17 protein-coding genes and 1 riboswitch are annotated in these 20,197 nt (G+C 68.0%); of the genes, 14 read left to right on the top strand and 3 right to left on the bottom strand.

The features are described from left to right. Positions 1 to 11: 11 nt before the first annotated feature. The 3 genes from FFF93_RS15570 to FFF93_RS15580 all read left to right on the top strand — a co-directional run bounded on the left by FFF93_RS15570 (position 12) and on the right by FFF93_RS15580 (position 2,340). Positions 12 to 827, top strand: a complete 816-nt coding sequence (locus FFF93_RS15570) for a methyltransferase domain-containing protein (protein ID WP_138768116.1) — start codon at positions 12 to 14, stop codon at positions 825 to 827. 270 nt (positions 828 to 1,097) lie between these two features. Then, a complete protein-coding gene (locus FFF93_RS15575; protein WP_138768115.1) occupies positions 1,098 to 1,649 on the top strand; it encodes a dihydrofolate reductase family protein in 552 nt (183 codons plus the stop codon). A 67-nt stretch (positions 1,650 to 1,716) separates the two neighbouring features. Next, the gene (locus FFF93_RS15580) at positions 1,717 to 2,340 is read left to right on the top strand and encodes a LysE family transporter (protein WP_138768114.1); all 624 of its coding nucleotides are present in this window, start codon (positions 1,717 to 1,719) and stop codon (positions 2,338 to 2,340) included. A 15-nt stretch (positions 2,341 to 2,355) separates the two neighbouring features. Here the strand turns inward: FFF93_RS15580 and FFF93_RS15585 are convergent, their stop codons facing one another. Continuing rightward, positions 2,356 to 3,360, bottom strand: a complete 1,005-nt coding sequence (locus FFF93_RS15585) for a S1C family serine protease (protein WP_186372178.1) — start codon at positions 3,358 to 3,360, stop codon at positions 2,356 to 2,358. A 95-nt stretch (positions 3,361 to 3,455) separates the two neighbouring features. Here FFF93_RS15585 and FFF93_RS15590 point away from each other — a divergent pair, with 95 nt between their 5' ends. Together FFF93_RS15590 and pabB are read left to right on the top strand one after the other, a co-directional pair. Then, complete coding sequence (locus FFF93_RS15590; protein WP_138768112.1) at positions 3,456 to 4,043, top strand: low molecular weight protein-tyrosine-phosphatase; 588 nt, start codon at positions 3,456 to 3,458, stop codon at positions 4,041 to 4,043. Beyond that, positions 4,040 to 6,118 (top strand): aminodeoxychorismate synthase component I, encoded by a 2,079-nt coding sequence (pabB, locus tag FFF93_RS15595; RefSeq protein ID WP_138768111.1) that lies wholly within the window; start codon positions 4,040 to 4,042, stop codon positions 6,116 to 6,118. Before FFF93_RS15590 ends, pabB begins: the two co-directional genes overlap by 4 nt. A 17-nt stretch (positions 6,119 to 6,135) precedes the next feature. Here the strand turns inward: pabB and cls are convergent, their stop codons facing one another. Beyond that, a complete protein-coding gene (gene cls / locus FFF93_RS15600; RefSeq protein WP_186372179.1) occupies positions 6,136 to 7,611 on the bottom strand; it encodes a cardiolipin synthase in 1,476 nt (491 codons plus the stop codon). Positions 7,612 to 7,704: 93 nt separating this feature from the next. Between cls and FFF93_RS15605 the strand changes: the two genes are divergently transcribed. From FFF93_RS15605 to FFF93_RS15645, 9 genes are all read left to right on the top strand, one after another. Then, entirely contained in the window at positions 7,705 to 8,670 is a 966-nt protein-coding gene (locus FFF93_RS15605; protein WP_138768110.1) for an aminodeoxychorismate lyase, read from the top strand. A gap of 234 nt (positions 8,671 to 8,904) precedes the next feature. Beyond that, positions 8,905 to 9,084: a hypothetical protein gene (locus FFF93_RS15610; RefSeq protein WP_138768109.1), complete on the top strand. Its 180-nt coding sequence runs from the start codon at positions 8,905 to 8,907 to the stop codon at positions 9,082 to 9,084. Positions 9,085 to 9,674: 590 nt separating this feature from the next. Beyond that, positions 9,675 to 13,574 carry a Pls/PosA family non-ribosomal peptide synthetase gene (locus tag FFF93_RS15615; RefSeq protein WP_261375190.1) on the top strand — a complete coding sequence of 1,300 codons (3,900 nt, stop codon included), beginning with the start codon at positions 9,675 to 9,677 and terminating at the stop codon, positions 13,572 to 13,574. Between the two features lie 3 nt (positions 13,575 to 13,577). After that, a complete protein-coding gene (gene dapA, locus FFF93_RS15620) occupies positions 13,578 to 14,516 on the top strand; it encodes a 4-hydroxy-tetrahydrodipicolinate synthase (protein WP_138768108.1) in 939 nt (312 codons plus the stop codon). Positions 14,517 to 14,550: 34 nt separating this feature from the next. After that, entirely contained in the window at positions 14,551 to 15,852 is a 1,302-nt protein-coding gene (locus FFF93_RS15625) for a heparan-alpha-glucosaminide N-acetyltransferase domain-containing protein (protein WP_138768107.1), read from the top strand. A 161-nt stretch (positions 15,853 to 16,013) separates the two neighbouring features. Next, positions 16,014 to 16,769: a hypothetical protein gene (locus FFF93_RS16990; protein WP_186372180.1), complete on the top strand. Its 756-nt coding sequence runs from the start codon at positions 16,014 to 16,016 to the stop codon at positions 16,767 to 16,769. A gap of 91 nt (positions 16,770 to 16,860) precedes the next feature. Then, positions 16,861 to 16,976: riboswitch (SAM riboswitch) on the top strand. A gap of 37 nt (positions 16,977 to 17,013) precedes the next feature. Beyond that, positions 17,014 to 17,298: a DUF1737 domain-containing protein gene (locus tag FFF93_RS15635; protein WP_186372296.1), complete on the top strand. Its 285-nt coding sequence runs from the start codon at positions 17,014 to 17,016 to the stop codon at positions 17,296 to 17,298. Beyond that, positions 17,295 to 17,711 (top strand): rhodanese-like domain-containing protein, encoded by a 417-nt coding sequence (locus tag FFF93_RS15640; RefSeq protein WP_138768105.1) that lies wholly within the window; start codon positions 17,295 to 17,297, stop codon positions 17,709 to 17,711. Before FFF93_RS15635 ends, FFF93_RS15640 begins: the two co-directional genes overlap by 4 nt. Next, entirely contained in the window at positions 17,712 to 18,920 is a 1,209-nt protein-coding gene (locus tag FFF93_RS15645) for an O-succinylhomoserine sulfhydrylase (RefSeq protein WP_138768104.1), read from the top strand. On the opposite strand, the gene FFF93_RS15650 is transcribed toward FFF93_RS15645, so the two are convergent. Then, the gene (locus FFF93_RS15650; protein WP_138768103.1) at positions 18,917 to 20,134 is read right to left on the bottom strand and encodes a glutamate--cysteine ligase; all 1,218 of its coding nucleotides are present in this window, start codon (positions 20,132 to 20,134) and stop codon (positions 18,917 to 18,919) included. The two genes, FFF93_RS15645 and FFF93_RS15650, sit on opposite strands and share 4 nt — an antisense overlap. Between the last annotated feature and the right edge of the window lie 63 nt (positions 20,135 to 20,197).

Genomic DNA, 20,197 nt, shown 5'->3' on the forward strand with positions numbered 1-20,197 from the left:
AGCGTTTCCTTATGAGTGCGCAGCAGCCCGAAGATGTGTACAGCCACGGCCACCACGAGTCGGTGGTCCGCGCCCATGCCTCCCGGACGGCGGAGAACTCCGCGGCCTTTGTGATCCCGCACCTGACCCCGGGGGTTTCGGTGCTTGACGTCGGCTGCGGGCCGGGCAGCATCACGTGCGACTTCGCCGGCCTGGTCTCCCCCGGAAAGGTCACCGGGCTGGACCGCTCCCCCGAGGTGATCGGCCAGGCGTCCGCCCTCGCGGCCGAGCGCGGCGTGCAGAACGTCGAGTTCGTGGCCGGCAACATCTACGACCTCGACTTCGAAGACGAAACGTTCGACGTCGTGCATGCCCACCAGGTGCTGCAACACCTCACCGATCCGGTGGCCGCGCTGCGTGAGATGCGCCGGGTCGCAAAGGCCGGCGGGATCGTGGCGGTGCGCGACGCAGATTTCCACGGCATGAGCTGGTACCCCGCGGTTCCCGAGCTCGACGAGTGGATGGAGCTCTATCAGCGGATCGCGCGCCGTAACGGTGCCGAGCCCGACGCCGGGCGGCGGCTCGTGTCCTGGGCGCAGGCCGCAGGGTTCACCGACGTCGCGCCCTCCAGTAGCAACTGGCTCTACGCGACCGGGCAGCAGCGCCGCTGGCAGGCCCGGGTATGGGGCGAACGGGTGCTGCATTCGGCGTTCGCGGACCAGGCACTCGAGTACGGGTTCGCCACAGCGGCGGACCTGGCCCGGATCTCCGCGGGCTGGCACCGCTGGGGCTCCACGGAGGACGGCTGGTTCCTCATCCCGAACGGCGAAGTGATAGCCCGGGCCTGAGGTGCTTCCGGTATAGAGCTAGCACCTAGTAGGACAGTGCGGGAAGCGTCACGGTCGCGCTGTGAGCAGAACGGCTCCGGCGAGCATCATTCCGACGATCCAGTCCATCGACTCCCCCAAGCCTGGTTGCTGCACTGAGCCGCGCCTCCGCCCTCCCGGCGATGGCCAACGGGCGCCGGAACGACGTCGTCGAGCAACTTCCTGCCCGCCATTCCCAGTCATCCCAACTGCCGCTAGGGTGCAGTCAAAGACCAACGGTGAGGAGAATGCATGCGCAAGGTGACGGCCGGTTTGTTCAGTTCCGTGGACGGTGTGGTGGAAGACCCGTTCCTGTGGCAGTTCGACAGCTTCGACGAGGAACTGGGGACGGGGATGGGCGAGATGATGGGCCGGATCGACGCCGGCATCCTGGGCCGCGTCGGCTACCAGCAATGGTCACAGTATTGGCCGAACGCCGAAACCGACGCGGACTTCGGCGGCTTCATCAACCCGCTGCCGAAATATGTGGCCTCCCGGACCTTGGCCGGCGACCTCGAGTGGCAGAACTCGCGCCTGATGGATCGGCCGCTGGAGGAGTTCGTCGCCGAGCTGAAGAAGGGCGACGGCGGCGACGTCGGCGTCTTCAGCAGCATCTCGCTGGTCCGCCAACTACTATTCGCGGGACTGCTGGACAGCCTGATGCTAATTGTCCATCCGGTGATTGCCGGCAGCGGCCGGCGGCTGTTCAACGACGGCGACCCCGTCACCCGGCTTGAGCTGCAGTCGTCCCAGCAGACCAGCAAAGGCAACATGATCCTCGAATACGGTCTCCGCCGCGGCTGACCGGAGTCCGCACGGGCTCCTCCCCGTCATCAACGCGGGCATGCCGGAGAAACCGTAAACTTGACAGGTGCAACTCTCCCTTTGGCTGGCCCTCGTCGGCGCCGGTGTCCTGATCAGCTTCACGCCCGGCGCGGGCGCGATCAACACCATGAGCAACTCCCTGAACTCCGGCTTCCGGCGTTCCATTTGGGGCATCCTGGGCCAGCAGGCCGCCCTGGTGGTGCACATCCTGATTGTGGCCCTCGGCGTCGGGGTGCTCGTGGCGAGCTCGCCGCTGGCCTTCAACATCATCCGCTACGCCGGCGCCGCCTACCTCGTCTTCCTGGGCATCCAGCAGTTCCGGCACAAGCCCGACCTGGACCAGGAGAAAGCCGCGGCGCTGCGCAACGAGCCCGCGTTCTCGATGTTCCGCCGCGGCCTGTGGGTCAACCTGCTCAACCCCAAGGCGATCGTCTTCTTCCTGGCCTTCATGCCCCAGTTCATCCGGCCGGAGCAACCGCTGGTGGCGCAGTACCTCGTCCTCGCCGCCACCGTGATCGTCATCGACATCCTGGTCATGTGGTTCTTCTTTGCCGCGGCGGCCACGACCTTCCAACGCTTCACCCATGACGCCCGGGGCCAGCGGATCCTCAACCGGACCTTCGGCGTGCTGTTTATGGCCGTCGGCGTCCTGTTGGCGGTCATGCACTAGGTGCCCCCGCCCGGACTAACCGCCCGCGCGGAGGGCCGGCAGAAGCGCTTTGACCGTGTCCGCCGCGATCGCGAAACCAATGCCGTTCGCCGCGGTCTGCGAGGTGGACGTGGCCACCATGGTGTTGATGCCGATCACGCGGCCCTCGGTGTTGAGCAGCGGGCCGCCGGAGTCTCCCGAGCTGATCGGCGCATCAGTCTGCAACAGATTGGTCAGCCGGGAATCGGCGCCGACGCCGGTCTGGGTCGGGGCCGCCCGCCCGGTCGCGGAGATAATGCCGGTCGTGACGCTGGGGCCGCCGTCCAGCCCCAGGGCGTAGCCGATGGCGATGACGGGGTCGCCCGGCGCCATGGCTCCGGAGTCCCCCAGTTCCAGCACCGCCAGGCCCGTCACGCCGGAGACCCTTAACAGCGCCACGTCGTTATCGCTGTCCGAGGCGACGATCCGGGCCGCGAGGCTCCTCGAGTCCTGGAAGGTCACGCTCACCGTCGACGCTCCGCTGACCACGCCCCGGACCACGTGGGCGTTGGTAAGGATCTCCCCCGTGCTGCCGATGACTATGCCGGTCCCCTCGGCCGTCACCCGGTTGGCGCCGCTCGGATCCAGGAAGGGGTTGGACTGCGTGGTGGTGGCCTTCACCGAGACCACGGCGGGCAGCGAGGTTGCCAGGATGCCTTTGATATCCGTGGGGTGGTCGGAGACCGCGCCGCCGGTGGTGACGTATTGCTTGACCACGGTCGCGTTTCCCCAGCCGCTGAACCGTGCGACCAGCAGTGACGATCCGGCGCCTGCCAGCGCGGCAACCAGGACGAGTCCCAGCAGCTGGAGGAAACCGAAGGAGAAACGCTTCGCGCGCCGCTTGGGGCCGCGGCCCGCCCGGCCCGGCGTTTCCGCTCCGGCCCGTGGATTCGTCGACGGCGGCGGGACCGCGGCGGCCCCCGCCGGGGCACCATACGGCGCGTCCCCGTCCGCATCCCGGGGCACAACCGCCGGCACGGCAGGGGACTCCCAATCCGTCATGAAGACAGTCTGCGGGCGGCCGGGCCGACGGTCCAGAGCCAAAGGACCCGGCGGCCCGGCTGGCCGGGACCCCGTGTGATCCGTCATGCTTAGTCATGACCTCCACATCGAGCCAGTACCGGATCATCACGGTCTGCACCGGAAACATCTGCCGGTCTCCGATGGCCGAACTGATGCTGGCAGAGGCCGCGGCCGCGGCGCAGCTGACCGGCGTCGAAGTCGATTCGGCAGGGATCACCGCCTATGAGGTGGGCCGCCCGATCGACCCGCGGGCCGCCCGCAAGCTCGCTGCCCACAGCATTGGCTCCGAGCTCCACGTCGCGCGCGAGTGGCGCAATGACTGGTTCCAGTCGCGCGAGCTGATCCTGGCCCTGGACGTGGACCATTACGGCTGGCTGCGCCAGGCCGCGCCGGATCAGGCCTCGCTGGCCAAGATCCGGATGTTGCGCAGCTTCGACCCCGCTGTTGCCGGCAAAGATCCCCTGGACCAGGGCATCGAGGACCCCTGGTACGGCGGACACGCCGACTTCGACATCACCTGGGACCTGATCCAGGCCGCGGTGCCGGGCATCCTGGGCCACGTCCGCGCCGCCCGGCTTCAGCCCTTGGGACGGCAGCAGGACTGGCAGCAGGACCAGGCGCACCGGGGCAGCACAGGGCACCGGGTACGCTCTAGTTCATGAGCCCAGCACCCGTCATCATCGCTATCGACGGACGCTCCGGGGCAGGCAAAACCACCCTGGCCATCGAACTCGCGGCCCGGCTCCGCGAACACCACAAGGTCTCCCTCTTCCACCTCGAGGACATCTACCCCGGCTGGAACGGCCTGGCGGCGGGCATCGAGCGCTATGCAGCCACCGTGCTGGCCCCGCTGCGCCGCGGCGAAGCTGCCCACTGGGTCAGCTGGGACTGGGAACGGCATTACGACGGCGACACCCGGCTGACCCCGCCGGCCGAAATCGTCCTGGTCGAAGGCGTGGGTGCGGCCGCCGCGGCCGCCATGCCCTTCCTTGACGCCGTGATCTGGGCCGACTCCCCCGACCAGGACCGCCGCACCCGGGCCCTGGCCCGCGACGGCGAGAACTACCGCCCCTACTGGGATCAATGGGCCGGGCAGGAAGACGAGTGGCTCGCTGCGGACGATGTGCCGTCCCGGGCCGACGTGCGGGTGCTCAACTTAGCCGACGGCGCCGCGCCCGCCGAGGTGCTGCAGGCCCTCCAGTACCTTCCCGCCCTGTCCCCGGTGCTGCTCCCGGAACTTTCGGCCCGCCGCGGGCTGCAACTGACGGCCGAGCGGCTGGACGCCGCGCCGGACGCGGCCAGGCTCTTCGAGCTGCTCTATGGCCGCTCCCCGAACGCGGTGTGGCTTGATTCCTCCCTTGCCGAGGGCGGCGCCGGCGAACCGAACCGGCCCGGCGGCGCGGGTGCCGAACGCAGCCGCTTCAGCATCCTGGCCGACGACGGCGGCAGCTTCGGCCAGTCCGTCCGGCACCGTTCGGGACGGACCCGGGTGAGCATCGGCAACTCCACCGTACAGACCGACGGCGGGTTCTTCCGCTGGCTTGACGGGGTCTGGGGCCGCCGCGCGCTGCGCGCCCCGGAGGGCTACCCGTGCGAGTTCACCCTCGGCTGGCTCGGCTACCTCGGCTACGAACTCAAGCGCGAGACCGGCGGCAGCAATGTCGAGGCCGCCACCCCGGATGCCTGCCTGATCTTCGCCGGCCGCGCCGTGGTCCTGGACCACCGGGAACGGACGGCGTGGCTGCTCGCCCTCGACGCCCCGGACGCCGGCGACTGGCTGGCTACCGCCCGGGCCGCCGTCCTCGCCGCGGACCGGGGCCTCGAGCCCGAAGCCGGCGGCAGCGGCGGCGTCGGGCATCCGGGCGGCACCGCCCCCGCCCTGGACTTCAGCGCCCGGGACACCGAGGCCGCCTACAAGGCCAAGATCGCCGCTGCGCAGTACGAGATCACTGAGGGCAACAGCTACGAGGTCTGCCTCACCACGGCCCTGACGGCCGGTGCGCCGGCCGGGGAGCTCGATCCGTGGCAGGCGTACCTGGCCCTGCGGCGCCGCAATCCGGCGCCCTTCGCCAGCTTCCTGCGACTGTCGGACCTCACCGTGGCCAGCACGTCGCCGGAGCGCTTCCTGCGGATCTCCGCCGACGGCGCCATGCGGGCCGAGCCGATCAAGGGTACCCGGCGCCGGGCCGACGACGCCGCCCGCGACGAGGGGTTGCGCCGCGAACTGGAATCCTCGCCCAAGGACCGGGCCGAGAACATCATGATCGTGGATTTGCTGCGCAACGACCTCAGCCACTTCGCGGTGCCCGGGTCCGTCTCGGTCAGCCGGCTGTGCGCGATCGAGAGCTACGCCACGGTGCACCAGATGGTCAGCACGATCGACGCGCGGCTCCGGCCCGGGATGCCGCGGGCCGAGGCCGTGGCGGCCTGCTTCCCGGCCGGCTCCATGACCGGGGCGCCGAAGGTCAGCACCATGGCGATCCTGGACCGGCTCGAGGCCGCGCCCCGGGGGGTCTACTCCGGGGCGATCGGCTACTTCTCGCTCAGCGGCGCCACCGACCTCGCGGTGGCCATCCGGACCCTGGTGGCCGCCGCCGGCACGGACCGCACCACCCTGAGCCTCGGCGTCGGCGGCGCGATCACCGCGGATTCCTCCCCGCAGGAGGAGTACGAGGAAATCCGGACCAAGGCCTTCGGGGTCCTCTCGGCGCTCGGCGCGGAGTTCCCGCGGGGCTAGGGGTCCGGCGTCCCGGCCTATTGCAGGGTGGCCGTGAGCCGTGCGACGTTGTCCACGTATTTGACGCCCATGGGCCGTTTGATCCAGTCCTCGAGCTTGAGCTCGCGCGAAATGCCGCGGTAGGTGTCCTCCACGGCGCGGATCCTCTGCACGATGTCTTCGCCGAGCAGCATGACGGAGACCTCGAGGTTGAGCGAGAACGAGCGCATGTCCATGTTGCTTGAGCCCAGTACGGCCACCTCGTTGTCCACCGTGAAGTGCTTGGCGTGCAGCACGAACGGCGCCTTGTAAAGGTAGATCCGCACGCCGGCTTCCAGCAGCGCCTCGTAGTAGGACTGCTGGGCGTGGTGGACCAGGAACTGGTCACCCTTCTCCGAAACGAACAGTTCGACGTCGACGCCGCGCTGGGCCGCCGTCGTCACCGCATAGAGCAGCGAGTCGTCCGGGACAAAGTACGGGCTGCAGATGGAAAGCTTGTGCTGCGCCGAATAGATCAGCGTGTTGAACAGCCGCAGGTTGTTCTCGGTGATGAACCCCGGGCCGCTGGGCACCACCTGGGCGGTCACGTTTCCGGGCGCGGACTCGGGCCTGTGCCCGAGCTGGTGCTCCAGCGATTCGTCGGTTTCGCTCAGCCAGTCGGTGGCGAAGACCACGTTCAAGGTGGTGACGATCTGGCCGCGCATGCAGGTCATCAGCTCGACCCACTCGCGGCCCACCTTGCGGTGCTTCGGGTTGTTGTAGGACGGTTCGATCAGGTTTTGCGAGCCGGTGAACGCGACCTCGCCGTCGATCACCATGATTTTGCGGTGATTGCGCAGGTCCGGCCGACGCCACTGGCCGTGCACCGGACGCAGGGGCAGCATCGGCCGCCAGCGGATCTTGCTGGCCTCGAGCCGGGCGATCAGCTTCCGGTATCCCTTGATGCGCAGCGTGCCAAGGTGGTCGAACAGGATCCGGACCTCGACGCCGCGCTCGGCAGCGTCCTCCAGGGCGGTCAGCAGATCGTCGGTGACGTGGTCAGAGCTCATGATGTAGAACTCCGCGTTGATGAACGACGTGGCCTCGCGGACGGCCGCGGCCATCGCCTTGATGGAATCCGGGTAGCCAGGCAGCAGTTCGACGCTGTTGCCGTCCACCATCGGCAGCGAGCCGAGGGTCTTGTTGAGCTCAGCTGCGGACGCCACCCACTCGGGCCCGGCATATTGGCTTTCGACGGCGGCCAATGCCGAGGTGCCGGCCCGCACCCGGGTGTTCACGGCTTCCTGCTGGGCGCGGCGGCGGCGGGAGAGCCGGAAGTTGCCGAACAGCAGGAACAGGACGAGGCCGAGCGCCGGTACAAAGAAGATGCCCAGCAGCCAGGCCATCGCGGTGGTGGGCCGGCGGTTGCCGGGAATGATTCCCAACGCCAGCACCCGGATGACGAGGTCAATCACGGTCAGGATCAGAATCACCCAGGACGGGAATATTCCGGTCAGCGGAAACGGCCACAGCACAGGCGTACCCCTCAAGCTCCAGACCCGCGGAACAGTTCCGGAACGGGCAACCCGCACAGCTTATCCCGCCGCGGGCCACACTAAGCTGAAGGCATGACTACCTCCGCCTCTGTTCCGGCCCCCGCCACGGTGCTGGTGTTCCTCGACCCTGCCTTTGAGAACGGCCGGATCGCCGACTCGTCCGCACCGCAGCTGATGGCCACGGACCAGGGCGCGACCCGCGGCGACGGCGTTTTTGAGTCGCTGCTGGCTGTCGGCGGAAAGCCGCGGAAGCTGCAGGCCCACCTGAGCCGGCTGGCCGGTTCCGCCCGGGCGCTGGAGCTGGATATTCCGGCGGAGGACACCTGGCGCCGTGCGATTGAAACCGCGATCAGCGAGTTCCGCGGCCACGCCGTCCCGGCCGGCAGCGGCGCCGGCGGGGCGGACGAGGTTGTGGTGAAGCTGCTGGCCACCCGGGGTGTCGAGGGCGCTGCCACGCCCACCTGCTGGGTCCAGGCCTCCCAGCCGCCGGCCGCCGGGCGCGTCCAGCGCGAGACCGGCATCGACGTCATCCTGCTGGACCGCGGCTATGACAGCGAGGTGGGCGAACGCGCCCCCTGGCTGCTGTTGGGCGCCAAGACCCTGTCCTACGCCGTCAACATGGCGGCACTCCGCTACGCCCATCACCAGGGTGCGGACGATGTCATCTTCACGTCCGCCGACGGCCGGGTCCTGGAGGGCCCGACGTCGACCGTCCTGCTGGCGCATCTGGAGACCAGCGACGACGGAGCGGGCGGCAGCCGCACCGTGCGCCGGCTGATCACCCCGCAACTGGACAGCGGCATCCTTCCCGGGACCTCGCAGGGCGCCCTGTTCACTGCGGCCAAGGCAGCCGGCTGGGAACTGGGCTACGGACCGCTGGTCCCCAACGACCTCTACGACGCCGACGCCGTGTGGCTGATCTCCAGCATCCGGCTCCTCGCACCGGTAAACCACATCGACGGCAAGGAAATCGGTACCCCCGAACTGCGCCGGCAGCTCACGGCCGAGCTCAACGCGCTGTACGCCACCATCGACTAGTCCGACAGCGGCCGGGGACGGTAAATCCGGGTTTCCACCTGTGGCCGTGCCCGGATTGCTTTTACTGTTAAGGGACACACGATCAGTGGGGCGGCCCCTGGGGCTCAGGGGAACTCTGTTTGTGGCACAAAGAGTTGCGCTCAGAAAAGAAGGTCATTTTTCAATGAAGGCACCTGCCCGCTGCGGCCGGACCGGCGACCCGGACTTCGGCAACCACCAGCACGGTGCGCGTTGATGGCTGAGCCCCGGGACCCGGGTCAGGCTGACCCGGGGAAGGCGCTGTACGAGGAGCGCCTCAAGCTGTTGGAGGGCCTCTGGATGCCCGCTGCTCCGCCGTGGGAGGACCTGCCCGACGAGGTCAAGGAACGCTGGCGGGCCCATGCCGCGGATGACGACGCCGACGGTTCCGCATAAGTAGCCGCCGCCGTAAGAAATGCTCTCACCGGCCCGTTGCCGTGCTTCTTGTTCCATGAGTGACGGCTGAGGCACGGACCGGGTAGTCCCGCGGGAAAACTCGGGTACCGCCTACTCGTGGGCGGCGCTGGCCCCGTCAATAGAGTTCTTAGGACATGGAGCACACGCCGAAAGTCGTGGGGGGACGTTTCCCGCGCGTGGGTATCAATTCCGAGGTCCACTTTCCCACTTCTCAGCGTCTACGGCGCTGTGCCTCCTGAGACCGAACCGAAGGACCAGCGCTTCAGGCGAGTCATGGTGACGCACCGTCCCTGACCGCGCCCTGAAGCCCGGACGATTCGCCAGTAATAAGGAGAGCGCGATTGGACTTCACCAACAGTTCAGGAACGGCACATCGCGGAGCAGTTCCAACCAGACCGGCCGTAACCATTCGCACTCACGAAAATCTTGGGACCCGTTCTTCCGACCATCTAAGGCCGCGGGGCCCGAGGGTAGGCCCTGTTGCCCCAAGCTTTCCGCCCCAGGAGCAGAAGAACACCTCTGACGTAGCTGTTTTCCCGGTAACGACGGCGCCCACGGCCCGGACCCTGGTGAACATCATCGAGGAAACAATCGCGCGGTACCCGGCTGCTCCGGCGCTGGATGACGGCACGGTGTTGCTGAGCTATGAGGCCCTTGGCGAGCGGATTGCGGACATAGCCCGTCGCTTGTGGAGCGCGAATATCGGCGCAGGAGACCGCGTCGGGGTTCGTGTTCCGTCGGGCTCGGTGGATCTCTACATTGCGATCCTGGGCGTCCTTGCGGCGGGGGCTGCCTATGTACCGGTTGACGCCGACGAACCGGACGACCGTGCCGAGACAGTCTGGTCCGAGGCAGGCGTCTGCGCTGTGATCGGCCAAAGCCTTGAGCTGACCCTCTTCGGCGGGGTGCGCACCCTGGGCCATAGCCCGGAAGCACACTGCGAAGACGATGCCTGGATCATCTTCACCTCCGGATCCACCGGCAAGCCTAAGGGTGTGGCCATCACGCACCGCTCGGCAGCTGCCCTGGTCGACGCCGAAACAGAGCTGTACTGTGTCAGCAGCCCGCTGGGACCCGGCGACCGGGTCCTGGCCGGATTGTCCGTGGCATTCGACGCTTCCTGTGAGGAAATGTGGCTGGCCTGGCGGAACGGGGCCTGCCTGGTTCCGGCCCCCCGGGATGTGGTCCGCTCCGGCGCTGACCTGGGCCCCTGGCTGGCGCGGCGGAATATCACCGTCGTGTCGACGGTCCCCACGCTCGCAGCCTTATGGCCGAACGAGGCCTTGGACAAGGTCCGGCTGCTCATCTTTGGCGGCGAGGCGTGCCCGGCCGACCTCGTCGCCAGGCTCGCGGGTCCGTCCCGCGAGGTCTGGAACACCTACGGGCCCACCGAGGCGACGGTAATTGCCTGTGCGGCGCTGGTGGACGGCAAGCAGCCCGTGCGGATCGGGCTCCCGCTGTGCGGGTACGCCCTCGCCGTTGTTGACGCGGACGGACATCCGGTGGCGTGGGGCGAGGAGGGCGAGCTTGTCATCGGCGGAGTGGGACTCGGCCGCTACCTGGATACCGCCAAGGACGCCGAAAAATACGCGCCGATGCCCCTCCTCGGATGGCCCCGGGCCTACCGCAGCGGTGACATCGTTCGCGCGGATCCTGCCGGTCTGGTGTTCGTCGGCCGCGCCGATGAGCAGGTCAAACTGGCCGGCCGCCGGGTCGAGATGGGCGAAATTGACGAAGCCCTCTCCGAACTACCGGGAGTCGCAGCGGCAGCCGGAGCCATCCAGCTGAGCCCCAGTGGAAACAAGGTACTCGCGGGGTATCTGGTGCCGGCCTCGGGCGTGGTCCTCGATCTTGGACAGTGCCGGGCCCTCCTGGCTGAAAAACTGCCGGCGCAACTGGTTCCGGCCCTGGGCATTCTTGAGGAACTTCCCCTCAAGACCTCCGGCAAGGTGGACAGGAAAGCCCTTCCCTGGCCGCTGGCGACCGAGGCGGGTCCGCCGGTCAAGGTCAAGGAGCTCACGGGCGAATTGGCCTGGCTGGGTCAGCAATGGACAGATCTCCTCGGTCCACTGCCGCTCACCGAGGAGAGCAATTTCTTCGTCTCCGGCGGAGCCAGCCTGGCGGCCGCACAGTTGGTCTCCTCGCTGCGGGTCCGCTACCCGGACGTTTCCATTGCCGACATCTACGCGCACCCAACCCTCGGCGGGCTCTCAACCCACCTGCTGGAGAGCACCGCTTCAGAGTTCGAAGAGCGGGAAGTCGCGCCCACACCTGCGTCGATCGCTTGGATCCAGTCGGCAGTGATCCTGGCTCTCTACTCCATTACGGGCCTGCGCTATGTCACCGGCATCCTGATTGTCTGCTACATCCTCGTCCGGGTTTCGGACAGCCCGTGGGTTCCCAATCCGCCGCTCGTGCCGATTGCGATCGCGTGGGTAGTGCTCTACAGCCTTCCATTCCGTTTCCTCCTTGCCGTGGCATCGGCGCGCCTCCTGCTCATCGGGATCAGGCCCGGCGTCTACCCGCGGGGAGGCCTCACCCACCTGAGATTGTGGACCGCGGAACGGGTCGTCACCTTCTGCAAGCTGGAACCGCTGATGGGCACCCCCATGGCCTGCTGGTATGCCCGCGCGCTGGGATGCAAGGTGGGCAAAGACGTCCACCTCGACGCCATGCCACCGGTGACCGGACTTGCCACGTTCGGGACCGGCGCATCGATTGAACACGAGGCAGACCTGGCCGGCCACTGGCTCAACGGCGACGTCCTGCACATAGGCCGCATCCAGGTGGACGACGACGCGCGGGTCGGGATGCGCTCCACGCTCATGAACGACGCCCACGTCGGTGAAGGCGCAGAGATTGCACCGGGCACCTCCGTCACCGGCAAGGTCCCGGCCGGGGAACACTGGGCAGGATCGCAAATGGAGCACGTGGGCGCGGCAGGCACAGATTGGCCCTCCACCGCCAGCGAGCGCCGCCCCTCACCTCTGATCTCGATTCTCTACCCGCTCTCGCTCTCCGGCCTGACCCTCCTGCCCATCGTCTCTGTTGTCCCGGGCTGCTTCGTGGCACTGACTGCCCTTCGGGGGGCCCGGTCCCTTCAGGACGCCCTGTGGGCCCTGGCGGCGTGGAGCCCGGTGTTCCTGGTGGCCACCGTCGTTGTCTATCTGTCCCTGACGGCAGGACTCGTGCGCGCTTTGAGTGTCCTGATAAAGCCCGGCTTCCATTCGGTACATGGCGCGGCGGCCTGGGCCTCCTGGTTGACCGAAGCGCTGCTGACGAAATCCCTCATCGCCACCTACCCCATCTACGCCAGCCTCTTCACCCCGGTGTGGATGCGCATGATTGGCGCCCAGGTGGGCAAGCACGTGGAAGTCTCGACCGTCGAGACCCTGCCGCACCTTACCCGGTTCGCCGACCGGTCTTTCCTGGCAGACCACTCGATGGTGGCCGCACGGCGTGTCCGCAAAGGCTGGATCCACCTCGGCGCCGCAAGTGTGGGAGAAAAATCCTTTGTCGGCAACTCCGCAATCGTGGGGCCGGACCGCCACGTTCCCGACAACTCCCTGCTGGCCGTGCTGTCCTCCGCCCCGAAGGACATGCCCGCAAACTCGTCCTGGTTCGGACGTCCTGCCGTGGAGCTCCCCCGGCCGGCGGACCAAGGGGAATCGTCCCTCACCTACAACCCCGCACGGCGTCTGCTCGTTGCACGCGCGGCCGTCGAAGTGTGCCGGATTCTTCCAGCCATCGTCACGGCCTGGCTGGCCTTGATCACGGTATGGGTTCTCAACTTGATCTACGACCAGAACGGACTGGCCGTTACCGCCCTGTGGTCCGGTCCGGTGCTGCTGGGCAGCGGCGTCGTTGCCTGCCTTGTTGCCCTGGCCGCGAAATGGGCCCTCGTGGGGCGCTTCGAAGTGACTGAGTACCCGCTCTGGACCTCCTTCGTCTGGCGCAATGAACTCGCGGACGTCTTCTCCGAATCGCTGGCGGTCCCCGGGCTGGTCCGGATGAGCCTCGGCACGCCGATGCTCAACTGGTGGATGCGCCTGATGGGCACCAAAGTCGGCCGCGGGGTGTGGTGCGAGACCTGGTGGCTGCCGGAGTTCGACCTGATCTCCCTGGGCAATGGCGTCAGCGTCAATCGCGGAACCGTGCTGCAGACACACCTCTTCCACGATCGCATCATGCGGATGGACAGGATCCACCTGGGCCCCGAGTCAACACTGGGCCCGAACAGCATTGTGCTGCCGGGCAGCACGGTCAAGGACGGCGCCACGGTTGGCGCGGCGTCCCTGGTGATGCGCTCGGAGGTCGTGCCGGCGGGCAGCCACTGGGCGGGCAACCCCATCCGCCACTGGTCGCCGAACAGGGCTCCAATGAGGCAGCGGCATAGGGCCGCATCGGCCGGGAACTTCCAGCAATCAACACCACACCACGCGCCGTCGGCCAAGAACCCGGGAGTGTAAACAATGACTTTCATCGACGAGAGGGCGGACACTTCCGCCGCCGCATGCCGCGCCTTTGGATCGGTCATAACGGCGATGGTCACGCCGTTCGACCACCGCGGCGAGCCGGACGACGCGGGCGCCTCAACACTTGCGAGGTGGTTGACCCAGCCGGGCTGGAATGACGGCATCGTGGTCAACGGCACCACCGGAGAATCGGTGGCCACGTCGGATCGGGAAAAGGCCTCGATGGTCCAATGCGTGACGCAGGCAGTCCGGGACCGCGGCACGAAAGTCATCGCCGGGGTGGGTGCCGGCGACACACGCCACAGCGTCGCCCTGGCCATGGCTGCCGCGTCGCAGGGGGCGGACGGCCTGCTGGTGGTCGCGCCATACTACTCACGCCCGTCACAGCGGGGGATCCTCGAACATTTCCTTGCCATTGCCGACAGCACACCGCTTCCGGTAATGCTCTACGACATCCCGAAGCGGACGGGGGTCGCGGTAGAGCCGGACACGTTCGTGGCGGCCGCCAAGCACCCCCGTATCGTCGCGGTCAAGGACGCCAAAGGCGACCTGGAGTCGTCCGCCTGGGTGATGGAGCGGACGAACCTCGCCTACTTCTCGGGCGATGACGCGCTGAACCTGCCGTTGCTCTCCATCGGTGCGGTGGGTTTCGTTTCCGTCGTGGGCCACGTCGTCGGAAACCGGCTGCGCGACCTCCTCGACAGCTACCAGCAGGGACGGGTCGCGGAGGCACGTGACATCCACCGTGAGCTGCTCCCGATCTACCGGGGAATGTTCCGGGCTCCCGCCGCCGCATCAGTCAAAGCCGCATTGACCAGCCAGGGACTTCCCGGCGGACCGGTCCGGCTCCCCCTGGTCGGCCTCACGGAGGAGGAGACCCAGCTCCTGGTTCAGGATCTGGCATCAGTGCGGGTTCCTTCCTCACAGCCGGCATGAACGGCATCGACAAAATCGTGTGCAAAGGACGGCCATGACATCCACTAAGAAGCAGCGCCTCATCGGCGTCGACGTCGCCCGGGGCCTGGCCCTGATTGGCATGATGGCAATCCACATCCTGCCGGAGGCCGACGACAACTTCGAACCGACGCTGTCCTGGACCCTATTTGCCGGCAGATCCGCGGGTCTGTTCGCGCTGCTTGCCGGAGTGTCGCTGACCTTCACCTCAGGCGGCAGGACGCCGCTCAAGGGCAGGCCACTCACGGCAGCGAAGTGGGCCCTGGCAGTGCGCGCCCTCATCATCATGTCCATCGGCCTGCTCATCGCCCTGCTCAACCCGCCGGCAGCCATCATCCTGGCCTATTACGGGATGCTGTTCCTGATGGCGATTCCGCTGCTGGGATTTGGCCCCCGCGTTCTCGCGGCCGCCGCCCTCGGCTTTGCCGTGCTGGGGCCGATCTTCATGCAAGCGGTACGCGGCTCGCTGCCGACCCTGGACGGATATGATCCATCCTTCGCGACCCTGGTCACCGACCCTGCAGCGACGATCTCGGACTTGTTCGTGGGGGGCTCCTATCCAGCCATCCCCTGGATGGCCTACATCTGTGCAGGCCTCGCCCTTGGCAGGCTCGACCTCCGGTCCCACGCACTCCAAGTCAGAATGGCCGTCGGCGGCCTCGGACTCGCGACGGGCTCGTGGCTGCTGTCCGAACTCCTCCTGGGCCCCTTCGGCGGCAGGACCCACCTGCTCGAATCAACCCCGTGGATGGGCGCCAAGGGAATTCGCGACGTGCAGATCTGGGGTCCCGACAGTTGGGCCCCCGATCCGACCCTTCCCACAACGTCAGGGTGGTGGCTGACGATCCTCTCGCCGTATTCTTCGACACCACTGGAACTTCTCAACACCATCGGCATCGCGGTGATGGTGCTGGGTGCCGTGCTGCTCGTCGCCAGCAAGGCAGCAACGGCCTTCATGCCGCTCGCCACCATGGGCGGCATGACACTGACGCTGTATTCCGCGCACCTCGTTGCCCTGTCCACCGGCTTCCTCCTGGACCGTCCCGGGGTAGCCATGGCCATGCACACGTTCGCCGCAGCGCTCTTCGCCGTCATTTGGAGGAACGTGACCGCCGGAAAGCAAGGCCCCTTGGAGGGTCTAGTGTCCCGCGCCTCCAACCGGGCGCGCCAGCGGGTGCTCGGGAGCGGGGTTCCGGCAGCCAAGCCGGGGAACCCCGCCGCGGACTCCCTCCCCGGACCCGCCCCTGAGCCAAAACACAACGCGCGGGAGGGAGCCGTCACGTCTGCCGGCACCGACCGCCCGGGAGGTGCGCAATAGCCACGCTGAGCCGTCTCCTGGCCGTTCTCTTTGCCGTCCCAGCAGTGCTGGGACTCGCTGCGGCCCCGGTCTCAGCCGCGCCGTCTGCGGGAGCGGTATCCAATCCGTGCGAGCGCTTGAACGCAGGTGAAGTGCTGTTCCCCAGTCACGGAGCGCATCGGGTGACGTTCGCCACCGCGAAAGCCTATGGCGATATCGAGGTCCTCATTACGGGGTGCGTCAGCACCAGCGACGGGTATGTCCAGGAGTGGCAAAACACCGGATTCGCGGGCAGATCCGGTTTCGCCCCGCCGGGCAAGATGTGGCAGGACACGCTCTACTCGCCGCAGGGGTCATTCTCCTTCACCGAGGCGCTCGGCCGGGCCAACCCGGGAACGGCATTGAAGTACCACACGCTCAATCGCAAGTCGCGGTGGGGCGGGGAGCCCGGGCCGAACTACAACCAGTACTTCGAAGGTGAGGATGGCGGCGCTGACGAGGACCTGTGGTTCTATATGCGGGAGGGGGACTACGAGCAGGCGGCCGTCATCAACTGGAACCGCGAACCCGACATGCCCACCGTTCAGGGCGCCTCCTTCGCCATCTTCCTGCATGCCGGCAATTCGCCTACTCTGGGGTGCATCTCCACCGACCTCCCCACCGTGACCCGCCTCCTCGAGAGTGCCACGCCGGGCGACCGGATCATTATGGGAGTGGAACCTGCGGTGTTCAGCCGAAGCACGAAAACCACCGCAACCCCGCACCCAACGGCCGCGGCGAAGGCCACCGCCGCCCCGCTGCCCACGGGTGCCACCAAGACCCCCGCAAGCCCCCCGGCGGCTGTCCCGCTGCCGGCCAAGATTCTTGCCGCCGGACTCGGCGCGGCCGCAGTCCTGACCGGCGCCGCCGTTCTTGTCCGCCGGCGCAAACGCCTCTGAGCTGCACCGCCCCCGCGGGAACCGCGTCCGGTTACTTAACATGACGACGGCGGCTCTGCGGGCCGGCGTCGCAGGTGTTACGTTTTTTGTGAGTAATGAGACCCGGCGCCAAGCCCTGACTGGCCGGTCGGCAACCCTCCCTTTCGCGGCGGGGTGCCTCAGGTGAATACTCGGCATATCGACCCATTCGAGCTGCAAACGTGAAAGAAGGAGAGCCGTCGTGCCTGACGCGTCCGCCCCCGCTGTGCCCGCCACAGCCCCGTCCCCCGCTTCCCCCGGCGCCGACGTGAAGCTGGCCTACCGCCTGTTCACCGGCCCCGATGACCACGCCTTCTGCGAGCGCGTGTCCGCCGCGCTGGCCGAAGGCTACGTCCTGCACGGCAGCCCCTCGGCCACGTTCAACGGCAGCACCGTGATCGTTGCGCAGGCCCTCGTGCTGCCGGCCGCGATCGCCAGCGCTGACGCCGCCGTCGCCAACGCGGTGGATGAGCTCGACGCCGTCGAGTTCGAGGGCGAAGGCCACGCGTGAGCTACGCCGGAGACCTGACCCCGCAGGAGGCCTGGGTCCGGCTTGAAGCCGGCGCCGTCCTGGTCGACGTCCGCACCGAGGGCGAATGGGCCCACATCGGTGTTCCAAATACGGCGGATGCCGGCGGCCTGCGGGATCCGCTGTTCATCCAGTGGACGTTTGCCGGCGGAGCCCCAAATCCGCAGTTCGTGGAGCAGCTGCGCCGGCAGGTACCCGCAGTCGACGGCGCCGAACTCATCTTCCTGTGCCGCTCCGGCGCGCGTTCCGCGGCGGCCGCGGGCGCCGCCGCCGCGGCGGGCTTCACCGCCTACAACGTCCTCGAGGGCTTTGAGGGCGAACCGGACCCATCCGGCGCCCGCACCGTCAACGGCTGGAAGAACCGCGGCCTCCCCAGCAACCCCGGAAAGCACTAAGTGGGCTTCAATCCCGACGCCCAGGGCTGGAGCCCGGACACCCAGGCCGTCCGCGGCGGCCTCGACCGCACCGGGTTCCAGGAGACCACCGAGCCGATCTTCCTGAACTCCGGCTTCGTCTACGAATCCGCCGCCGCGGCCGAGCGTGCCTTCACGGGCGAGGATGAGCGCTTCGTCTACTCCCGCTACGGCAACCCCTCCGTGGCCACCTTCCAGGAACGGCTCCGTCTGCTGGAAGGCACCGAGGCGTGCTTCGCCACCGCCTCGGGCATGTCCGCGGTGTTCACCGCACTCGGGGCGTTGCTCGCCGCCGGGGACCGTGTTGTCGCGGCCCGCTCCCTGTTCGGCTCGTGCTTCGTGATCCTGAACGAAATCCTGCCGCGCTGGGGCGTGCAGACGGTCTTCGTGGACGGTCCGGACCTGGACCAGTGGCGCGCCGCCCTGTCGGAACCCACGACGGCGGTCTTCTTCGAATCCCCGTCGAACCCGATGCAGGAAATCGTTGACATCGCCGCCGTGAGCGAGCTGGCGCACGCCGCCGGCGCGACGGTCGTCGTCGACAATGTTTTCGCCACTCCCCTGCTGCAGCGCTGCGGGGAGCTCGGCGCGGACGTGGTCGTCTACTCCGGCACCAAACACATCGACGGCCAGGGCCGTGTGCTCGGCGGGGCGATCCTGGGCTCCAAGGAGTTCATCGACGGCCCGGTCAAGCAGCTCATGCGCCACACCGGTCCGGCGCTGTCGGCCTTCAACGCCTGGGTGCTGACCAAGGGGCTGGAGACCATGGGCTTGCGGGTGAACCACTCCTCTGCCTCCGCACTGCGGCTGGCCGGATGGCTGCAGGAGCAGCCCGCCGTCAGCTGGGTGAAGTACCCGCTGCTGCCGTCCCACCCGCAGTACGAGCTGGCCGCACGGCAGATGAAGGCCGGCGGCACCGTGCTGACCTTCGAGCTGTCCCCGTCCCCGGGACGGACGGCGAAGGAAGCCGCCTTCGCCCTGTTGGACGCCCTCCGGATCATCGACATCTCAAACAACCTTGGCGATTCAAAGTCCCTCATCACGCATCCGGCCACCACGACGCACCGCGCCATGGGTCCGGAGGGACGGGCGGCGATCGGGCTGAGCGACGGTGTGGTGCGGCTGTCGGTGGGCCTGGAAGAGGTGGAGGACCTGATCCGGGACCTCGGTTACGCGCTCAAGCAGGTCTAGCTCCGGCGGACCCGGGAGAGCACGGGGGCCGGTTCCGCCGCCCCCTCCGTCTCCTCGGTTTCCGCGCCGCGCGTCGTGACGCGCACGGCATGGGCGACGACGGCGGCCAGTCCGGCGTCGTCGACGGGAGTGTCCAGCCCCGGAGCGCAGAGAGCCTGGCGCTGTTGCTGCGAGCCCGTGCCGTCCGCCAGTATTCGGTTGACTCCGTGGCGCACCAGGTCCAGCTCCCCCTGCTCAGCCAGCACGGGGGCCAGGAAGTCCACGAGAGCATGCACCACCTCGGCCGCGGGAGCGGGGGTGAAGGTTCCGAAGTCCAGCAGCTGCCCGCGCAGTCCGCAGTTGCTGGCCTGCCAAGCTGCCATCCGCAGCAGCAAGGTCGGCACCGGTGCAGGGTCGACGCCGTCGTCCCATTCCCGGGCGGCTGTCTCGACAAGCGCCCGCACCAGGACGGCGATCAGCGCCGCGTCGTCCGCCCGCAGGCAGACATCGGCGACCCGGACCTCCACGGTGGGATGATGCCGGCACAGCCGCGCATCGAAGTAGACCATCCCCTCATCCATCAGGACCCCGGTCTCCACCAGCCGGCTCACAACCCGGCGGTAGACCGGCAGGTTGCCGAAGATCATTGTGGGCCCGGACCCCGGCCAGCGGTTCCACGCCTGGGTGCGGTAGCTTTCGAACCCGGTCTCCGTGCCGTTCCAGTAGGGGGAGTTGGCGCTGAGGGCGATCAGCACCGCGAGCTTGTCCCGGATCCGGTCCAGCACCGCGACCGCTTCCTCCGGCGACTCCACGAAGGTGTGGACGTGAAACCCGCAGGTCAGCTGCTCCTGCACGGTGAGGCCAAAGCGCCTCTGCATGGTTGCGTACCGCGGGTTGGGCGTCGTGTGTGTGACCGACGCCAGCGGCGAGGTGGCCAGGGCGGCCACCCTGGCGCCGTGGGTTTGGGCGGCCCGGTCGGTGAAGGCCCGGGACTGCCGGATCTGCCGGAGTAGGGCTCCGTGGTCCAGGCAGGGCATCGTCTGGGTCTCGATCTGCTCGAGCTTGAGCTCGAAGCTGAAGCCCGAATCGTCGTGCGCGGGACTGGTGGCGGCCTCGGGCTCCACGGCGGCGGCCACCGGCTTGAGGCCGCCCAGCAGCGCATCGGCCAGCGCCAGCGGGACCCCGGTGACGGGGTCCACGATCAGCAGTTCCTCCTCGACGCCAAAGGTCCGCATGCAACTATTGTCCGTCCGCACCCGCCCCGTCGCGCTACCCCCAGTGCGGGTCATTTAGCGGCG

Origin of the sequence: Arthrobacter sp. KBS0702 (assembly GCF_005937985.2) — a bacterium.
In the GTDB taxonomy this organism is placed as follows: domain Bacteria; phylum Actinomycetota; class Actinomycetes; order Actinomycetales; family Micrococcaceae; genus Arthrobacter.